The sequence below is a fragment of the Clostridium nigeriense genome, from assembly GCF_900086595.1.
GTDB lineage: Bacteria > Bacillota > Clostridia > Clostridiales > Clostridiaceae > Clostridium > Clostridium nigeriense.
On record NZ_LT575472.1, the window covers coordinates 1,700,738 to 1,721,437 of the forward strand.

Here is a 20,700-nt window from a genome sequence, read left to right on the forward strand (position 1 = left end):
TTGGAGGTTAATATGAAAATAATAATTGATGACCAATACAAAAATGATGATAATAATCAATATACTATAGATGAAGATGGCAATGTAAATTTGTTCATAAATATTGGAAATGAATCAGAGGAAAATGATAGTATTAATTTTAATGACAACATAAAATCTAATAATATTGAAGAGGTTATAGAAAATGAGGTTATAGAATTTGAAGGAAAAGAGAGTGGAGGAGATTCTTGTATAATAGAAGATACTTCAGGAGAAGGAAGTACAATTAATAGTGAAAATCCTTGGAAAGAAGAAAAATATTCAAGAGACTATAATAATATATATTCACAAATAGAGGATAATTTAGAGGAAAATTATTCTAGAAAGAATGAAGTATATGATAATAAGAAAGATGTTATTATAAGTCAAGAGCAAGTAAGAGTACCTGAAGAGAAAGGTGTTATTGAAGTTTATTCAAAACTTGGCTCTAAAGAAGGAATAGAATTAAAAGGAGCAAGAATTAACTTATATTTATTAAATGGTGTTTCTCCAAAGTTATATGATTCTAAATTTTCAGATGGAATAGGAAAAGTATCATTTAATAATTTACCTAATGGATGCTATAGAATTATTGCAATTGTAGATAGAAGATTCTTTGAAAAACCAATATATTATAATTGGAATGAGGTAACAATAGATAGTAATAACAAGCACTCAAGTGTTGTGGTAGTAAATAAAATTAAATCAGGATACTATAAAAGGTAGATAAAGGTATAATAAAAATATAAATAAAGCTTATGGAATTTAATAATAAACTGTAAGCTTTATTTTTATATTTAATTAATATAAAATATAGTAGAGAAATAGGTAAGTAGAAGGGAAGATACATATGAAAATTAGAATTAAATATTTTGATGGAGCAACTAAACTTAAAAAAATAACTAAGGGAAACTGGATTGATGTTTATGCTAATACAGATATATTTATAGAAGAAGGAAATAGAGCTATGATACCTTTAGGGTTTGCTTTAGAACTACCTAATGGATGGGAAGGACATTTAGCACCTAGAAGTAGTACTTTTAAGACTTGGGGAGTGATTCAAACTAACTCTGTAGGAGTAGTTGATGATACTTATATAGGAGACAATGATCAATGGCATATGCCTATTTTTTGTCTTCAGGGTAAAGAGACTTTAAAAGAAGATGGAATAGAAAAAAGAGGGACATGGATTAAAAAAGGTGATAAAATAGGACAGTTTAGAATAATGGAAGTTATGCCAACAATAGAATTTGAGGAAGTTGAATCTTTTGGAAACGAAGATAGAGGAGGATTTGGCTCAACAGGCAAGAAATAAAAATGCCAACATTTTTATAATGAAAAATTAAAAATTAAGAATGAAGAATTAATGAAAAAATACTTTGGATTTTTGAATAGAAGGTGCTTTGCACAAATTAATATTTAATTTTGCTATGAAAAACATCCTCAATTTTGCATTCTTCATTCTTAATTCAAAGATTGCTTTGCAATTTTAAATCTGTGATAGAATTTCTAGATTTTCCCACTCCTCATATAGAGAAGCTATTTCTTCCTCTAAAATTTTTATTTCTTTACTAATTCTTTCACTTTCGCTTGGGTTTGAATATACTTCTTCGAGACAAAGCTTTTCTTGAAGTGAAAGCAAATTATCTTCACTTTTAGCTATATCCTCTTCTATTTTCTTAAGCTTAAGTTTTTGAGCTTTTTCTTCTTTTTCTTGTTCTCTTCTTTTCTTTTTTTCTTCCTTAAGTTGAGTTTTCGTTTTACCACTAGCCAACTCTTCAAGAATTTCAAATCTATTAGGGTTAATTTTCTTTTCTTGATAATAACTATAATTTCCTAAATATTCTTTTACCCCATCTTCTTTAAGTTCAAGTATTCTATTAATAACTTTGTTTAAGAAATATCTATCATGGGATATAACCATTAAGGTGCCATCATAAGTTAATAGAGCATCTTCTAAAGCTTCTCTAGAAATAATATCTAAGTGATTTGTAGGCTCATCTAATAGCAATAAATTTGATCTAGAAAGCATTAGTTTTAATAAATTAATCCTACATTTTTCTCCACCACTTAAAGTATTAATGACTTTAAATACATCATCTCCTGTAAATAAGAAAGAAGCCAAAGCACCTCTCAATTTTGATGTAGTCAATATTGGGAATTCATCCCAAACTTCGTCTATAATAGTTTTATCTAAATTTAAGTCAGATTGCTCCTGATCATAATAACCAACATTTACATTTGTGCCTAAAAGAACTTTACCATTATCAGCTTCTATATTATTTAAGATAATCTTAAATAGTGTAGTTTTACCACGACCATTTTCTCCAATTAAAGCTACTTTTTCTCCTCTTTTAAGATCTATATTTAATCCAGAGAAAAGCCTATTTTCTCCATAACTTTTAGATAAGTTTTCAATATGAAGAACATCATGACCGCTTTTAACAGAGGTTTCAAATTTGATTTTAGAGGCTTCTTTATCTTTATCAGGAGCATCTATTTTTTCCATTTTATCCAAAACTTTTTCTCTACTTTCAGCTGCTCTTATACTTTTCTCTCTATTAAAACTTCTAAACTTTTCTATTATTGCTTCTTGTCTTTTAATTTCAGCTTGTTGTAAGTTATAAGCTTTTAATTGAGCTTCATAATTTTTCTTTCTTTGCTCAATAAACTTAGTATAAGAAACATTGTAGCAATTAACATGACCATTAATTACTTCAAAAGTATTATTAGTTACAGCATCCAAGAAAAATCTATCATGGGAAATTACCAAAATAGTCCCTTTATAATTTTTCAAATATTCTTCAAGCCATTCTATAGCTTCTAAATCTAAGTGGTTTGTAGGTTCATCTAATAAAATTATATCAGGATTTTTTAATAGAAGTTTGCATAAAGATACTCTAGTTTTTTGACCACCACTTAAAGTACCTATGGATTTATCAAAATCTTCTTCTAAAAAACCTAGTCCTTTTAAAACCCTAGAAATTTCTCCTTTATATGTATATCCACCTTTATGAGAATATAGATCTTGTAATGTAGTATAATCTTTTATAATTTTTTCATGGTAAGTAGCGTTACTTTCATCATAAGGTTCAGACATTTTAATTTCTAAAGTGTGAAGCTTATTTTCTATATCTAATAACTCTTTAAATACTAAATTCATTTCAGTGTAAATAGTATTTTGCAAATCTAAATCAACATGTTGAGATAAATAACCTATACTTTTGTTTTTATCTATAAATATTTCTCCATCATCTTGGACAATTTCTTTACAGATTATTTTAAATAAGGTTGATTTACCTTCACCATTTCCACCAATAATACCAACTTTATCTCCTTCATTTATAGAAAAAGTGACTTTCTTTAAAACTTCTTGTATGCCATAGCTTTTTGATATATCTTTACAACTTAAAACTACCATTTTTTCCTCCTAAATTAAATGTATATATAAACTTAAATTACATAATTTCAAAATTAACAATTTTATTATACTCTATGGTAGGTACCTAGGCAAATAAAAGGGGCTGTTGTAACAGCCCCTTAATATAAAATCTATAATATATAATTAAATTTTCATTGCGAAAGAAGAACTATCTTGAAATAGTTCTAAATTTAGGTAAGTGATTATCTATTACTAGAGAAGGTAATCCTGAAATTAAAGGTAAAAAGTAATCTAAAGCTTCTTCCTTAATATGATTTCCTTCTTCATTTATTAATTCTTTAGGAAAATATTTTACATTGTTAGCTATTTTATCTGCTTCAACAAGAATATGAGAAGTTTTATATGGAGCATTTGATTCTCTTTTAATTGCTACCATATATCCACTATTTCCTTCTAAAGCAAATTTTAGTGCTGAACGGCCTACATCAAAGGCCTCCTGTAAATCTATATCAGAAGCACAATGCATAGCGCATCTTTGTAGAACGCCAAGTTCTAAAGATTTAACCCTATTAGTTATGCTTGAATTTATTATTAAATTTTTAAGATAAGCTCCAACTCCACCTAGTTGAGCATGTCCAAATTTATCATGAGCTTGGCTTTTAACTTCAGTTATAAATTTTCCTTCAGAGTTTCTAAGACCTTCTGAAACTACTATAAAAACTTTGTTATTTTCTTCAAATCTTTTTCTAACATCAATTAAGAAATTTTCTATATCAAAGGCAACTTCCGGTAAATATATAAAATCAGCCACAGGTTTACCGTTAATTCTAGCAATGCAAGCAGATGCAGCAAGCCATCCAGTATCTCTTCCCATAGTTTCTAATATAAAGATACCATTATTTATGTAAACAGAAGAATCTAAATATGTTTCTAGAGCGGTAGTTGCAATAAATTTTGCTGCACTTCCAAAACCAGGTGTATGATCTGTAAACATTAAGTCATTATCAATTGTTTTAGGTATTCCTATAAACTTTATATCAATTCCTGTTTTTTTAGCATAACCTCCTAGTTTGGCAATTGTATCCATAGAATCATTTCCACCAACATAAAAAAATGCTTTTATATCATTAGATTTTAGTATATCTAAAAGTCTATCATATTCTTCTGTTGACTCCTCTAGCTTTTTCATTTTATATCTACATGAGCCTAAACCAGAAGAAGGTGTGTATCTAAATTCATTTATTTCACTTTCGGAAAGGGAGGATAAATCTATTATGTTTCCCTTTAAAATTCCTTCTATTCCATTTAAACCAGCATATACTTTATTAAAGGCATTAATTTCTTTATTAGCTTGTAATAATCCTACTACACTTGAATTTATTACAGATGTTGGACCACCAGATTGTGCTACTATACAATTAGCCATTACGCTACACTCCTTTATAAAAAAATACATAATGTGATATACAATTTAATATATAATATACTCTATTTAATAATATACAACAAAAATTAATTGAAATAAAGTCTTTATTAAAAAATAATACATAAATATTTAATTTTATAATTATATATATTCTATAATTTATATGTTTTGGAGGAATTTTTATAAAATGGGATTAAAGGAAGTAATTTTAATTGGAATAGCTTTATCTATGGACGCCCTTGGTCTTAGTATTAGTTTAGGAATAAACCCTTATTTAGTAAAAAAAAATAAAATTAGATTTATTTTATCTTTCGCTTTTTTTCAATTCTTTTTTTTGTTTTTAGGAGGAATAGCTGGTAGATTCTTTGATACATATATTGTTTCTATTCCTAATATGATAGGTGGAATTATAGTTTCAGCTATAGGAGTTATAATGATAATATCAGTATTTAATAATAATGATAAAGATGACTCTATATTAATAAAGAAGTCTATGTATATGGTTCTAGGAATGTCAGTAAGTGTTGATGCTTTAGTTGTAGGATTTACTGCATTTCATGAAGTAATAAGAATTTTAATTTTTTTAGACTCAGTAATAGTTGGACTTATTACTTTACTTATTTGTACAACAGGATTTTTTCTATGTAGATATGCTAGAAAGATAAATTTTATATGTAAGTACGCAGATCTTTTAGGTGGATTAATATTGTTAATACTGGGGATTGAAATGATAATTTTTTAATGTTTGATAACTGTACTAATAATGATATAATTTATATATTAGAGTATAACGTTAGGAGAAGAAAATGATCTGGGAAAATTATTTAAAAGAAAATGGAATTAGGGTTACTGCAGGAAGAATTTCGATTTTAAATATAATAGAAGCATCAGATAAAGGTTTATCAGCAGACAGTATATATACAGAATGCAAAAAACAAGAAAATAATTTAAATTTAAGTACAATATATAGAACTTTAGAACTTTTAGAAGAAAAAAATGTAATTAAAAAAATAAATATAGATGGTCCAGCAATATTTGTACTTAAAAAGGAAAATCATAAACATATATTACAATGTGATGTTTGCCATAAATCTGTTGAGATACCATGTCCAATGGAAGAGATAGAGGAGGCAATTAAAGCTCAGGTTGGATTTAGTTTAACTAAACATAAATTAGAATTAAATGGTATATGTGACAAGTGTAAAAAAAGAAAATAGCAAAAAGGGCTGCTACAAGCAGCCCTTAATGTATAATATAGAATTTAACGAGTTATACTTAAAAACTTTTCAAATATAATAACAAGTATCAAAGTAAATACTGAGGTAATTGCAATTGTACCCCCTGGAGCACTATTTATATAATATGATAAAACAAGGCCCATCATTATATCAAATATACCAAAGCATATAGCTGATATTAGAGTAGTTTTAAAGCCTTTCTTTAACTGCATGGCAGTTGCAACAGGAACTATCATTATAGAAGATATAACTAAAATCCCCATAACTCTTATAGACATTGAAATAGTTGCACCAACTAATATTGTAAATATGTAGTTTATAAGTTTAACTTTTATTCCAGATGTTTTTGCACCTTCTTCATCAAAGGTAATATAAACAAGCTTATTATATAAGAATATTAATATAAATAAACAAATCATTCCTACAATTAAAATTAAAAGTATGTCTTGTGGAGACACCGTCAATATACTGCCAAATAAAAATGAGTTTACCTTTGCAGATGCTTTTCCACTACTAATTAAAATAATAGCTATACCTAGACTAAAGGTAAGAACTAATGACATAACAAGTTCCGCATATTTTTTATAGTATTCCCTTAATAATTCTATTATAATTGCGCATAGCGTGGTAAATAAAAAAGCTGTTATTAATGGATTAACTCCAATAACTAGGCCTATGGCAACCCCTGCAAAGGATGAATGTGATAAAGTATCTCCAATCATAGAATAACGTCTAAGTACTAAAAAAAGACCTATGAATGGACAAAGTATAGATATAATAAAGCCTGCTATAAAGGCGTTTTGCATAAAATCTAATTGAAACATCTAATTTAACCTTCCTAAATATTAATTATTAAAATTATCTTTTCTAAATTTTTCAAATTCATCAGTAGTAAATAATTTTATATTTGCATTTTCAATTTTTAGAATATGTGTAGAGTTACTTAATGCAATATCCATATTATGTTCTATTGATATTATTGTTTTTTTATTTTCTTTATTTAGTTTTTTTAAGATATTATATATTTCTTTTTGATTAACTTCATCTACGCCAGTTGAAGGCTCATCTAAAATTATAATTTCTGAATCACTAAGTAGTGCTCGTGCTATTAATATCCTTTGTTGTTGTCCACCAGATAACATTCCTAAAAGTCTATTTTTAAAATCTGTCATATTAACAGATTCAAGAGCAGAATCTATGGAAGTGTTTTTATTTTTTAGTGTTCTTTTATGACAAGCTAAAACTTCCTTTACTGTAATAGGAAATTGTGAATTAAAAGAATCTAATCTTTGTGGTACATATCCAATGGAGTTTGAACTTACTTCAATACTCCCAGAAGTAGGCTTTAATAAGCCTAGAATTAATTTTATTAATGTAGTTTTACAGCTACCATTTTCACCTACTATAGATAAATAACATCCCTTAGGTATATGTAAATTTATATCTTTAAGTAGATATGGTGGTTTATTTGTATATGAAAAACATAGGTTTTTTATATCAATCATTTAATCATCTCCTAAATAGTCTAGTCTAATTATATATGATAATGCGAATGATTTGCAAGAATTACTTTTTTGTTACTATTCTGTCCACTTTCAATAGTCTTAACTAAATAAATAATTTTAAATCATAGAATAAATACATATATTGCTTTATAATATGGATAAAACATATAATATAGATAATAAAACAAAAGTAAAGAATGCGGAGGAATATAAATGGATTTTTCAAGTTTAGTTTTAATGGAAAAGGATAAGGAGACTGGATTTATAACAAAAGAACTAGGAAGCTTTCAAGTTTCAGAGGGAGCTTTATATGTAAAAAAACTTTTTGTATTAAATGAAGAGGTAAATTTATTTTTTGATACAAATAAAGATGTAGAAGAATGGGAATACTCAGCTATATATGATTTATTTAATTATGAAGCCTTTGTAAAGGAAGAATTTGAAATAGAAGATATATTGGATGAATATAATCCTACATTCTTAATAAAATTTAAATATGTAGATGATTATGAATTCATGAAGGAAAGAATCAATAGATGTGTAGAATTAATAGAAAATTCTATGGATTATGTATTCAATGCTATTGAAGGAAAGGAAGAAGAATATATTTAGAAAAGGAGGGCCTATTTTTAGGCAGATAATATGAGTGATTTAAAGGTATTGAAAAAAAGAGAAGAAATTAATGATAAATACAAATGGAAAGTAGATAAGGTATTTAAAACTGATAAAGAGTGGGACGATGCTTTTAAGAACCTACAAGAAGAAGCTCCAAAACTTAAGGAGTTTGAAGGAAAGCTTAACAATTCAGAAAATATAGAGGCTTTTTTAGAAAAATATGTAGATTTAGGAATAAAAGCTGAAACTATATATGTTTATGCTCACTTAAAATGTGATGAAGATACGTCAAATTCTAAGTATCAGGCTATGATGAATAAGGTTGATGCTTATATGGCTGAATATGCATCGTATACAGCTTATTTTGTTCCTGAAATTTTATCTTTAGATGAAAAGTTAATCAGGGATATAATAAATAATACAGATAATCTAAATTTATATAAATTTATGTTTGAAGATATACTAAAGGAAAAACCACATATATTAAGTAAGTCAGAAGAAGAGCTTTTAGCTTCAGTTTCTGATTGTTTAGAAGCTCCATCTTCAATTCATAATATGCTAACAAATGCAGATATGAAATTTGGTGATATTATAGATGAAGACGGCGAAAAAGTAGAATTAACAGAAGGTAATTATTCTGCTTTTATAAAAAGTAAAGATAGAAATGTGAGAAGAGAAGCATTTAAAACTCTATTTAATAGATATAAGGAATTAGAGAATACACTTGCTACAACTTTAAGTAGTTCAATTAAGAATTTTAATTTTGGTGCTAAAATAAGAAAATATAATTCAGCGCTAGAAGCTTCTTTAAAGCCTAATGATATTCCAGTGGAGGTTTATAAGAATGCAGTTAAGACTATAGATGATAATTTAAAATCTCTTCATAGATACGTTGCATTAAAGAAAAAATTATTAGGATTAGATGAAATGCATATGTATGATTTATATGTTCCTGTTATAGAAATTCCTAAGGAGCATATAGAATTTGATAAAGCTGTAGATATGGTTATAGAAGGCTTAAATCCCTTAGGCCAAGAATATTTAGATATATTTAAGTCAGGTGTAAATGATGGCTGGATAGATATATATCAAAATAAAGGTAAAAGAGGCGGAGCTTATTCTTGGGGTGGATATAAAACAATGCCATATGTGCTTTTAAATTATAATTATGAGTTACATGATGTTTCAACTTTAGCACATGAAATGGGGCATTCCATTCATTCTTATTATTCAAGAAAAGAGCAACCATATATTTACGCAGGATATACTTTGTTTTGTGCAGAAGTAGCTTCAACTACTAATGAAGCATTACTTATTCATCATTTAATTAACAAAGAAACTGATAAAAAGAAGAGACTTTATTTAATTAATCAAGAATTAGAACAAATAAGAACTACAGTATTTAGACAGCTTATGTTTGCTGAATTTGAGCTTTATACTCATGAATCTTTAGAAAATGGAAATCCTTTAACTGCTGAGGATTATAACAAGGCTTGGCATGATTTAAATGTTAAGTATTTTGGACCAGACATGGTAGTTGATAATGAAATAGATATAGAATGGGCGAGAATACCGCATTTTTACTCAGACTTCTATGTATATCAATATGCTACTGGTTATGCTGCAGCTTCAGCTTTTGCAAAAGCTATATTAGAAGGAAAAGAAGGGGCTGTAGATAAGTATATAAACTTCTTAAAGAGTGGGGGAAGTGATTATCCAATAGAAATTTTAAAGATGGCTGGAGTTGATATGACAACTTCTAAACCTTTAGAAGCTACTATTGAAAGATTTAATGAGTTACTAGATATGTTAGATAAAGAAATAAATTAATAAAGATAAAATTGGGGCTATCTTTTTTATTGGATGATAGCTCCATTAATATTTTTAAGGCTTGGGGGGAAGAAGTATGGAAAAATTTGAAAAAGTGTTTTTCAACATATTGACCAAAGAAATGAATTTTTTCATGAGAGATTATTATAGTAGTTATAATGAGAAAAATAAGTGGATAGGACTTTTAGATATAGAAGACACATATGTTGCAGTTTTAATAGTTAAAGATTCAGAGGAAGAAATAATATTTAACGAAGTAAAAGAATATTTATCTAATAATTTAAATAAGCCTTTTATAATTAATTTAATAGTTTTAGCTTCTGGAGAGTATTTAAGTTATGGAGAAAATTTTTATAATAAATTAGTTTTTTCATTAAAAGAAAGAAATGTTATTTATTGTAGTGAAGGTTCTAAAGCCTTTTTACCAGTAATAGACTATATTGTAAAAATGGATGGTAAAAAAACAAGAAACTTTAATGAATATAAATATACATATAGTATTATATTAATTAATATTGTTATATTTTTAATAGAAGCAATTAAATCAAGAAACTTTATCAATATTGATATTTATACTTTAGCAGAAATGGGAGCTAAAATTAATATACTTATTAATTATGGAGAGTTTTATAGATTAATTATTGCAGCTTTTTTACACGGGGGATTAATTCATATATTTTTTAACATGAGTGCCCTTAATATTATAGGAAAAGAAGTAGAATCGGTATATGGAGGTAAAAAATTACTATTAATTTATTTTTTATCTGCTGTAGGAGGGAATATATTTAGTTACATTTTTAAACCTAATAGTATATCAGTAGGAGCATCAGGTGCAATTTTTGGACTTTTAGGAGCTATGTTAGTTTTTGGATTAAAGGAAAGGCATAAAATAGGAAGAGAATATACTAAAAACATATTAAAGACTATAATATTAAATGTAATTATTGGATTAACTATACCTAGTATAGATAATTTTGCCCATTTAGGTGGACTAGTTATCGGTGCTTTAGTATCTTTTATTTTATTTAAGAAGTTAAGAATTAGTTAAATATTAAGAGGGAAAAACAAAGAATATATAATTTTTGTTACAATATAGAATATTATAAATTTTATTAGTAGGAGTGATTGTTGTGAAAAAGAATAGTATTAATAGGGAGTTTATAGTTGCAGCAATATTTACTATAATCTTGATTTTTACTTCAATTTATGATTTTATTGCAAGAGATGGGGAGAAATTATTTAGACTAGGATTAACCTTTATAACAGTAGTATTAGCTTATTTACTATATAAAAAGAGTTTTTTAAAAGGTTCTAGGATAATATACTACATAAATATAATTTTTATATTTTTATCTATGTATTTAGCAAGTGTTTGGAACTTTTATTCTATACCTAATTATGATAAATTTTTACATCTATTATCAGGAGCTGTTATAGCTATTATTGGATACGTACTTTTCTTATATCTAACAAATAATAATTCAAGGAAAGAAATACATCCTCTAACTTCAGTAATATTTGTTATTATTTTTGCTACAGCAGCTGCAGGGGCATGGGAAATTTGGGAATTTACAACAGATTCATTATTTGGTCTTACAGCTCAAAATAATAGTTTAGTAGATACAATGTGGGATATAATATGTGGAACAGTAGTGGGAATTATAACAGCTATCCCTATTTATATCCACAGTAAAGGCAGAAAAATTAAGATTATTGACATGATAATAGAGGATATAGAAAAGAATAGAAGGTAAACTAAAAAAGGTATATATAATATTACGATAATTTAGAATTGTGATTTAAAAGAAGTAATATTATATGTACCTTCTCTTTTTTTGTATTTGCAAAAACTCACAAAAAGATGTATAATTTTAATAAATTAATAAAATTTAAGAATGTTTAAAAAAGATATAGTAAAAAAACGGCTAATAATGTATTATATATATTATTAAATGTTGAAGGAGTTGGGGACATTGTTAGGAAGAGAATATGTTAATAAAGTAATTTATGAAGTGGAAAAAAGAAATATTGGAGAAAATGAATTTCTAGATGCAGTAAAAGAAGTTTTGAATTCTTTAGTTCCTGTATTTGACAAGCATCCTGAGTACATAGAAGAAGGGATTTTGGAAAGATTAGTTGAACCGGAAAGACAAATATTTTTTAGAGTGCCTTGGATAGATGATGAAGGACATGTACAAGTTAATAGAGGGTTCAGAGTTCAATTCAATAGTGCAATAGGACCTTATAAAGGCGGACTTAGATTTCATCCTACAGTAAATCAAAGTATAATAAAATTTTTAGGTTTTGAACAGATATTTAAAAACTCCCTAACAGGTTTACCAATTGGAGGAGGTAAGGGTGGATCGGATTTTGACCCAAAAGGAAAGTCTGATAGAGAAGTTATGAGATTTTGTCAAAGTTTTATGGCTGAATTATCCAAACATATAGGATTGGATACTGATGTTCCAGCAGGAGATATTGGAGTTGGTTCTAGAGAAATAGGTTATATGTATGGATACTATAAAAAAATTAGAAACTCAAATGACCAAGGAGTATTAACAGGAAAAGGCCTAAGTTATGGTGGAAGTTTAACAAGGAAAGAAGCTACAGGATATGGTCTAGTTTATTTCACAGAGGAAATGTTAAATGATAATAATTTAAGTTTTAAGGATAAAAAGGTTCTTATATCAGGATCAGGTAATGTTGCAATATATGCATGTGAAAAGGCAACAGAGCTTGGAGGTAAAGTAGTTGCTTTAAGTGATTCCAATGGATATGTATATGATGAAAATGGAATTGATATAGATTTAATTAAGGATATTAAGGAAGTTAGAAGAGGAAGAATTAAAGAATATTTAGAAAAGATTCCAACTGCTAAGTATGTAGAAGGATGCAGAAGAATTTGGGAAGAAAAATGTGATATAGCTTTACCTTGTGCAACTCAAGGAGAAATAGATTTACAAGCAGCTAAATTATTAATAAAAAATGGCGTTAAAGTAGTATCAGAAGGTGCTAATATGCCAACCAGTTTAGATGCTATAGAAGAACTACAAAATGCAGGTGTTCTTTTTGGACCAGCTAAAGCAGCAAATGCTGGTGGCGTAGCTTGTTCAGCACTTGAAATGTCACAAAACAGTATGAGATTATCTTGGACATTTGAAGAAGTTGATGCTAAGCTTAAAGATATAATGGTTAATATTTATAATAATGCTAAAAAATCTGCTGAGGAATATGGAAATTCAGGTAATATATTGATGGGTGCTAATATTGCTGGATTTGAAAAAGTTGCAGAGGCAATGATGTCTCAAGGAATAGTTTAATAGTTAAAATCTCAAAAATAGCAACCCCTATTTTGAGTTATTTGAAGGCTTTTTATATTAAGTTATACTTTATATAGAAAGTCTTCATTTTTTTTGGAAATTATTACAGAACTAACTTAATTATATCTTTACTTTAGTAGGAAAGAATAATAGTAAATAGAGTTTATAAATTAATAATATTAATATAAATTTAAGATTTCCATACTTGATTTTTTCCCCCTATTAGAATATATTTAATAAAGATGTCTAAGGGAATTTATAAGTAGTAATATTAGGAAAATACCTTTTGTATAAAGGAGTGAATGTAATGAAGAATATTATTTTTTCTGTAACGGCTGTTTTTCAACTAACTGTTTTTGCAATTATGATGTATTATTTTATACTAGCTTTCTTTGGTTTAAGAAGAAAGGTTGAGAAAAAAAATTATACACCAACTAAGAAGTTTGCAATGATAGTAGCAGCTCATAATGAAGAAGTAGTAATAGGTAAATTAATTGAAAGTATGCTTAATCAAAATTATCCTAGAGAACTTTTTGATATTTTTGTTATTGCTGATAACTGTACAGATAATACTGCAAAGATAGCAAGGAAATATGGTGTATATGTTTATGAAAGATTTAACAAGGAACAAAAAGGTAAGGGATATGCACTAGAGTGGATGTTTGATAAAATATTCAAAATGCAAAAAAAATATGATGCAGTAGCAATTTTTGATGCGGATAATTTAGTTTCAAAAAATTGGTGTAAGGAAATAAATTCAAAGATGTTGGATGGATATAAAGTAGTACAAGGCTACATAGATAGTAAAAATCCAAATGATTCTTGGATTTCAGCTTCATATTCTATAGCTTTTTGGACTCAAAATAGAATGTACCAATTAGCTAGAGCAAATGTTGGGTTATCTAACCAAATAGGTGGAACAGGATTTGCTATAGATACAGAAATATTAAAAGAATATGGATGGGGTGCAACATGCTTAACTGAAGACTTAGAGTTTAGTTGTAAACTTATTTTAAATGGAGAAAAAGTAGGTTGGGCTCATGATGCTATAATTTATGATGAAAAGCCTTTAACTTTAAAACAATCTTGGGTACAAAGAAGAAGATGGATGCAAGGTTTTACAGATGTAGCATCAAGATATTTTGTAAAGTTACTTAAAAAAGGGTTGAAAGAAAGAAAATGGTTTGTTCTTGATTGTGCTTTATATGTAATACAACCGTTTTTTACTTTAATGATTGGTATTTCAGCAGTCTTAAGCTTTATTCAAAGCAGTAGTAAGGGTGTTCATATTTACTTAATAAGTTATTTAATTGGTGATTTTTTCTTTAAGATTATAGGTGTTATGCAATTCTTGATAACTCCATTAATTTTAAGATTAGATAAAAAAATATCACCGGGACTATTTGCTATGTTAATATTCTACACATCAAATGTTTTTGTACTACCTATATTTGCAACTAAAGCAGATAATTATTTAGAAATATTAATAATAGACTTAGTTTATAATTTGGCATTTTTACTAGCTGCAGCATTATTCTTAGGAAAAAAGAAACTTATATTATTCTTTAGATTCTTATTATATTCTTTATATACATTAACTTGGATACCAATAACTATAGAAGGAATAATAAGAAAGAATAATAAAGAGTGGAATCCAACAAAACATATAAGAAATATTGAAATTTGTGATGTTCAGTAATAAAGACGTAGCTTAAGGCTACGTCTTTTTAAGTTAATATAAATATTTATTAAACGAACATTAGTTTGACTTTTTTAGAATAAACATTTATATTTTTATTTGTAGTTTAATTATGATAAAATTAAAAAGATTATAATCAATATGGATGGTTAAACTAAGGTATAGTCCTTAGGTTAATTTATATTATTGTTTTGGAGGTTTGTATGAGTACAGATTTAGTTAAGGGATATGATGTTACGGATTTAACTTCCTTAGAAAAATTAGAACCAGTTAGAGTAAGACCAGGTATGTATATTGGTTCAACAGGAACAAAAGGTTTGCATCATTGTATATGGGAAATTTTAGACAACTCCATAGATGAAATATCTAATGGCTATGGAAATAAAGCCACTATTATAATAAATAAAGATAAAAGTGTGACTATAATAGATAATGGAAGAGGAATTCCTACAGGGATTCATCCAATTAAAAAGAAATCTGGAGTTGAAATGGTTTTTACGGAACTTCATACTGGGGGAAAGTTCAATAATAAAAACTATAAAACTTCAGGAGGATTACATGGAGTTGGAGCAGCTGTAGTTAATGCTTTATCTTTATGGCTTGAAGTTGAAGTATGTCAAAATGGAAATAGATATAAACAAAGGTTTGAATATGCTTATGATAAAGAGCTAAAAAGAATAATGCCAGGAACTTCAGTAACAAAACTTGAAGTTATAGGAAAGAGTAATGAAACTGGAACAAAAGTAACTTTTATGCCAGATAAAGAAGTTTTTTCAACAATAGATTTTAAGGTTGACATAATAGACGAAAGACTCCAAGAGTTAGCTTTCCAAAATAAAGGTATTCATTTAGAACTTATAGATTTAAGAAAAGAAGAGGAATTTAAAAAAGAATATTATTCTGAAAGAGGACTTTTAGATTTTATAGAATATTTAAATGAAAGTAAAACCGTTCTACATCAAACACCTATATATTTTGAGGGTGAAAAAATGGTTAATAACATTCAGATGTTTGGCGAGGTATGTATTCAATTTACTGATTCTACAACTGAAAATATAGCAAGTTATGTTAATAATATACCTACTACAGAAGCTGGAACTCATGAAACAGGCTTTAAGACAGGCATGACTAGAGCTTTTAAAGAAGGAGCAAAAAAACTTGGTCTTTTAAAAGAAAAGGATAAGGAGTTTGAAGGTGATGATTTAAGAGAAGGAATGACAGCCATAGTCAGAATTAAGATTACTAATCCTATCTTTGAAGGTCAAACTAAAACTAAGCTTGGGTCAGCAGAAGCTTACACAATGATGAATGATTTGGCTTATACTAAGTTTCTTGAATGGATAGAAGATAATAAAGAAGTTGCTAGCATGATAATAAATAATGCTCTTCAAGCAGCTCAAAGAAGAGAAAAGATAAAAAAGATAAATGAAGCAGAAAAGAAAAAAATAGGTAAAGGAGCAGCACCTCTTGCTGGAAAAGTAGCTGTATGTACTTTAAAGGATAATACTGTTAATGAGTTTATAGTAGTTGAGGGAGATTCAGCAGGCGGATCAGCAAAGCAAGCAAGAGATAGGAGATTCCAAACTATTATGCCATCTAAGGGTAAAATAATGAATACAGAAAAGCAAAAGCTTGAAAATGTATTAGCTTCAGAAGAATTAAAGATATTTAATACTGCTTTAGGTACAGGTACTTTAGATAATTATAAAGAAGAAGACTTAAAATATGACAAAATTATAATAATGAGTGATGCAGATGTCGACGGATATCACATTAGAACTTTATGGATGACATATATTTATAGATATATGAGACCTTTAATATCCAATGGGCACCTTTATTTAGCTCAGCCGCCTTTATATAAGGTTTATAAAAATGTTAAAGGAAAAGAAGTTCATAAATATGCTTATAGTGATGATGAACTTGAACAAGTGAAAAAAGAGGTTGGAAAGGGAGCACTTATACAAAGATATAAAGGACTTGGTGAAATGAATCCTGACCAATTATGGGAAACAACTTTAAATCCTGAAACTAGAACTCTTCTTCAAGTAACTATTGAAGATGCAGCTAAGGCTGAAAAAATGGTTTCTCTACTTATGGGAGATATAGTTGAACCTCGAAAAGCTTATATGTATAAATATGGAGAATTTTAATAAAGAATTGGAGAAAAGATATGGCGAAGAAAGTTAATGAAATACCAAAGGATAATAATATAATTAGAGTTCCTTTAGAAGAAGCAATGCCTGATAACTATTTGCCTTATGCTATTGAAGTTGCAAAGGATAGAGCACTACCAGATGTTAGAGATGGTCTTAAACCAGTTCATAGAAGAATATTATATGGTGCATATCAACTAAAGGCTTTTCCAGATAGGCCTTACTATAAATCGGCAAGAATAGTTGGGGACATACTAGGTAAGTACCACCCTCATGGAGATACTTCAGTTTATGATTCTATGGTAATTATGGCTCAAAACTTTTCTACTAGAGAAACTCTAATAGATGGTCATGGTAACTGGGGATCTATGGATGGTGATGGAGCAGCAGCTATGAGATATACTGAAGCTAGACTTGCTCCAATTGCTATGGAAATGTTAAGAGATATTGATAAGGATACTGTTGATATGGTTCCAAACTATTCAGATAGCGAATTAGAACCTAACGTATTACCAAGTAGATATCCTAACCTTTTAGTAAATGGAAGTTTTGGTATTGCTGTAGGACTTGCAACTAATATACCTCCCCATAATTTAAAAGAAGTTACTGAAGGTGTATTAGCTTATATAGATAATAATGACATAACTACAAGAGAGTTAATGAACTATATAAAAGGACCTGATTTACCCACTGGTGGAATATTAATAGGAGAAAATTCTATTTTATCAGCCTATGAAAGTGGAGAAGGTAAGGTAACATTAAGAGCCAAAACATCAATAGAAAAGCTTGATAATGGAAGACTTGGGATAGTTATAACTGAATTCCCTTTTAGAAGGAATAAGGCTAGGTTACTTCAAACTATTTCAGAAATGACAGGGGATAAAAAACATGCTAAGGCTCTTGAAGCTATTACAGATATTAGAGATGAATCAGATAGAAGTGGTGTAAGAGCAGTTATAGAACTTAGAAAATCAGCAGATGAAGATATGGCTGATAAGGTACTAAAATATTTATTTAAAAGAACAGATCTACAATGTAACTTAAGTTTTAATATGGTTGCTCTAGCAGAGGGAAAACCTCAAACTATGGGTCTTAAAACTATAATAACTCATTATGTTAATCACCAAAGAGAAATAGTTACTAGAAGAACTAGAAAAGAACTAGAAGCTTCAGAAAAAAGATTTCATATAGTTGAAGGTTTTATTAAAGCAATAGATGTTTTAGATGAAATTATTAAGACAATTAGAGAATCTAAATCTAAAAAAGATGCAGGAATTAATCTTATAAATAATTTTGGTTTTACGGAAATGCAAGCTGAAGCTATATTAGAGTTAATGTTATATAGATTAACAGGACTTGAAATAAAGGTATTCCAAAAAGAATATGCTGAACTTGAAAAGACAATTAAAAGACTTAAGAAAATATTATCTGAAGAAAAGGAATTACTTAAAGTTGTTAAAAGCGAGCTTAGTGAAGTTGCTGAAAAGTATGGTAATCCAAGAAAAACAGTGATAGTTAAGGATGACAGTGAAGCTAAGATAGATGTAGAAGAGCTTATAATAGTTGAAGATGTAATGGTTACTTTATCTAAGGATGGATTTATAAAGAGAATTCCAATAAAAACTTATAATAGATTAAATGCAAAACCGGAAGATATTGAGTATAGAGAAGGAGACGAGTTAAAATTATTATTTAATTCTAATACTACTGATAACATAATTCTATTTACAAATAAGGGGAATATGTATCAAACTAAGGGTATTAATATACCAGAAGCTAGATGGAAAGAAAAAGGTGAAAGAATAGATAGTATAATTAAAACTCTCAGTTTAGAAGATGAAAGCATAGTATATGCCACATCTTTAGGAAGCTTTATGCCAAATAAATATATTCAATTTATTACTTCAAAGGGCGGAATTAAGAGGAGTTCCTTAGATAAATTCCAAACTAATTATTCTAAGCTTCAAGCATTAAAACTTAAAGATTTTGAAGAAGTTGTAGATGTGGTAATTTTAGATGAAGAAGAGAAAAAGGAATTTATAAGTTTTGAAACAAAGGAAGGTTTAATCTTTAACATACAGGCTCCTGAAATTGAAGATTCTCCAAGAAATATCTTACCGATTTCTATGTTTAATTTAATATCAAAAGATGAGGTTTTAAAAGTTGAATATATAGATAAGATGGAATTTATAGATTTTACTATAGGAATAACTGCTAAAGGAAATATAAAAGCCTTTAATTCCTCAAGAAAAAATGATAATTTAAAAGTAAGTACAAATTCATTAGAAAATATTTTATTTTTTACTAATGCAGGGAAGGTATTTAAAATACCAGCTTTCCTATTATCTGGAGTTAATAAAGGTGAAATTCCTTTAAATAAAATAATAGATAACCTTGAAAAAGGAGAAAAAGTTATAAGATTGTTCTCAATTAATTCCTTTGAAGAGAATAAGTTTATATATTTCTTTACTAAGAGAGGAATGGTTAAGAAAACTGCACTTAAGGAATTTGAAGGAAGCTATTTAGTTCAAGCTTCTTATAAATTCAAATATGATAATGATGAATTAATTTCTATAGAGATGTATAACGAAAATGATGTTGAAATGATAATAATAACAAAAAAAGGAATGGGAATTAAGTTCTTATCAAATAATATAAATCCAATGGGAAAAATAGCTTCAGGAGTAACAGGAATTAGCCTAAAAGAAGGTGATGAAGTTATTTATGGAAAAATAATAGGCAATAGTAATAATGCCTTACAGGAAGTAGCAATAACTTCTAGTGATAAAGTAACTTTAGTTAGTAAAAATAAAGAAAAAAGAGAGATATATTTAGAAGAAATTAAGCTACAAAATAGAGCTGGAAAAGGAAGTAGCATTATGACTATAGTCTTAGAGGATGAAATTAAAGAGATTATATAAGTTATAATAAATATTTTATATTTATGACAGGGAGGTAATTAAAATGAAAGTTGCAATTTTATTGGCAAATGGTTTTGAAACTATAGAAGGTCTAACAGTAGTTGATGTTTTAAGAAGAGCAGAGATTGAATGTCATACTTTTGCATTAGAGGGTAATGAAGCAATTACATCACATAAGATAAAAGTTCAAGCAGATAAAAATATAATGGATGAGGAAATAAAAGAATATGACTTTTTAGTATTGCCAGGTGGACTTCCTGGTTCTACAAACTTAAGAGATAGTAAAAGAGTTATTGAATTAGTCAAAGAATTTAATAATAAGAAAAAATGGATTTGTGCAATTTGTGCAGGACCAATTGCTTTAGGAAGGGCAGAAATTACGGAAGGAAAAAATGTAACTTGCTATACGGGATTTGAAGATCAATTAGGCAATTGTAATTATAAAGAAGAATTAGTAGTTGTAGATGGCAATATAATTACTGGTAGAGGACCAGCTGCTGCAATTCCTTTTGCTTTTGAAATACTATCTAAAATTTCAGAGGAAAAGGCTGAAAAAATTAAAAAAGCTATGTTACTTAAGTAAAAGGTGT

At 27.8% G+C, this 20,700-nt stretch carries 17 protein-coding genes; 13 read left to right on the forward strand and 4 right to left on the reverse strand.

The genetic code is table 11. From position 1 onward, the window contains the following. Nucleotides 1–12 precede the first annotated feature (12 nt). The gene (locus tag BN6774_RS18140) at nucleotides 13–744 is read left to right on the forward strand and encodes a hypothetical protein (protein ID WP_084766950.1); all 732 of its coding nucleotides are present in this window, start codon (nucleotides 13–15) and stop codon (nucleotides 742–744) included. A 124-nt stretch (nucleotides 745–868) separates the two neighbouring features. Then, nucleotides 869–1,333 carry a dUTP diphosphatase gene (locus tag BN6774_RS08090; protein WP_066892358.1) on the forward strand — a complete coding sequence of 155 codons (465 nt, stop codon included), beginning with the start codon at nucleotides 869–871 and terminating at the stop codon, nucleotides 1,331–1,333. Nucleotides 1,334–1,507: 174 nt separating this feature from the next. Here BN6774_RS08090 and abc-f read toward each other — a convergent pair whose 3' ends face one another. Together abc-f and BN6774_RS08100 are read right to left on the reverse strand one after the other, a co-directional pair. Continuing rightward, nucleotides 1,508–3,439, reverse strand: coding sequence for a ribosomal protection-like ABC-F family protein (gene abc-f, locus BN6774_RS08095; RefSeq protein ID WP_066892360.1), 1,932 nt, complete (start codon nucleotides 3,437–3,439; stop codon nucleotides 1,508–1,510). Between the two features lie 169 nt (nucleotides 3,440–3,608). Continuing rightward, nucleotides 3,609–4,826: a 6-phosphofructokinase gene (locus tag BN6774_RS08100; RefSeq protein WP_066892363.1), complete on the reverse strand. Its 1,218-nt coding sequence runs from the start codon at nucleotides 4,824–4,826 to the stop codon at nucleotides 3,609–3,611. Nucleotides 4,827–5,013: 187 nt separating this feature from the next. Between BN6774_RS08100 and BN6774_RS08105 the strand changes: the two genes are divergently transcribed. Further along, nucleotides 5,014–5,568, forward strand: a complete 555-nt coding sequence (locus tag BN6774_RS08105; RefSeq protein ID WP_066892366.1) for a manganese efflux pump MntP — start codon at nucleotides 5,014–5,016, stop codon at nucleotides 5,566–5,568. Nucleotides 5,569–5,632: 64 nt separating this feature from the next. Next, nucleotides 5,633–6,043: a Fur family transcriptional regulator gene (locus BN6774_RS08110; protein ID WP_066892369.1), complete on the forward strand. Its 411-nt coding sequence runs from the start codon at nucleotides 5,633–5,635 to the stop codon at nucleotides 6,041–6,043. A 44-nt stretch (nucleotides 6,044–6,087) separates the two neighbouring features. Here the strand turns inward: BN6774_RS08110 and BN6774_RS08115 are convergent, their stop codons facing one another. Then, nucleotides 6,088–6,888 (reverse strand): metal ABC transporter permease, encoded by an 801-nt coding sequence (locus BN6774_RS08115; protein ID WP_066892372.1) that lies wholly within the window; start codon nucleotides 6,886–6,888, stop codon nucleotides 6,088–6,090. 21 nt (nucleotides 6,889–6,909) lie between these two features. After that, nucleotides 6,910–7,569, reverse strand: a complete 660-nt coding sequence (locus BN6774_RS08120; protein WP_066892374.1) for a metal ABC transporter ATP-binding protein — start codon at nucleotides 7,567–7,569, stop codon at nucleotides 6,910–6,912. Nucleotides 7,570–7,782: 213 nt separating this feature from the next. Here BN6774_RS08120 and BN6774_RS08125 point away from each other — a divergent pair, with 213 nt between their 5' ends. From BN6774_RS08125 to BN6774_RS08165, 9 genes are all read left to right on the forward strand, one after another. Further along, nucleotides 7,783–8,181, forward strand: a complete 399-nt coding sequence (locus BN6774_RS08125) for a DUF6762 family protein (RefSeq protein ID WP_066892377.1) — start codon at nucleotides 7,783–7,785, stop codon at nucleotides 8,179–8,181. A 30-nt stretch (nucleotides 8,182–8,211) separates the two neighbouring features. Then, nucleotides 8,212–10,014, forward strand: a complete 1,803-nt coding sequence (gene pepF / locus BN6774_RS08130; protein ID WP_066892380.1) for an oligoendopeptidase F — start codon at nucleotides 8,212–8,214, stop codon at nucleotides 10,012–10,014. Between the two features lie 76 nt (nucleotides 10,015–10,090). Beyond that, nucleotides 10,091–11,062, forward strand: coding sequence for a rhomboid family intramembrane serine protease (locus BN6774_RS08135; RefSeq protein WP_066892382.1), 972 nt, complete (start codon nucleotides 10,091–10,093; stop codon nucleotides 11,060–11,062). A gap of 82 nt (nucleotides 11,063–11,144) precedes the next feature. Further along, entirely contained in the window at nucleotides 11,145–11,768 is a 624-nt protein-coding gene (locus tag BN6774_RS08140) for a DUF2238 domain-containing protein (RefSeq protein WP_084766952.1), read from the forward strand. Between the two features lie 219 nt (nucleotides 11,769–11,987). Next, nucleotides 11,988–13,334, forward strand: a complete 1,347-nt coding sequence (gdhA, locus tag BN6774_RS08145) for an NADP-specific glutamate dehydrogenase (protein ID WP_106404266.1) — start codon at nucleotides 11,988–11,990, stop codon at nucleotides 13,332–13,334. 307 nt (nucleotides 13,335–13,641) lie between these two features. After that, a complete protein-coding gene (locus BN6774_RS08150; protein WP_066892389.1) occupies nucleotides 13,642–15,033 on the forward strand; it encodes a glycosyltransferase family 2 protein in 1,392 nt (463 codons plus the stop codon). Between the two features lie 203 nt (nucleotides 15,034–15,236). Beyond that, nucleotides 15,237–17,186, forward strand: coding sequence for a DNA gyrase/topoisomerase IV subunit B (locus BN6774_RS08155; protein ID WP_066892392.1), 1,950 nt, complete (start codon nucleotides 15,237–15,239; stop codon nucleotides 17,184–17,186). 20 nt (nucleotides 17,187–17,206) lie between these two features. Continuing rightward, nucleotides 17,207–20,110, forward strand: coding sequence for a DNA topoisomerase IV subunit A (locus BN6774_RS08160; protein WP_066892395.1), 2,904 nt, complete (start codon nucleotides 17,207–17,209; stop codon nucleotides 20,108–20,110). Nucleotides 20,111–20,153: 43 nt separating this feature from the next. After that, a complete protein-coding gene (locus BN6774_RS08165) occupies nucleotides 20,154–20,693 on the forward strand; it encodes a DJ-1 family glyoxalase III (protein WP_066892398.1) in 540 nt (179 codons plus the stop codon). The last annotated feature ends 7 nt before the right edge of the window (nucleotides 20,694–20,700 follow it).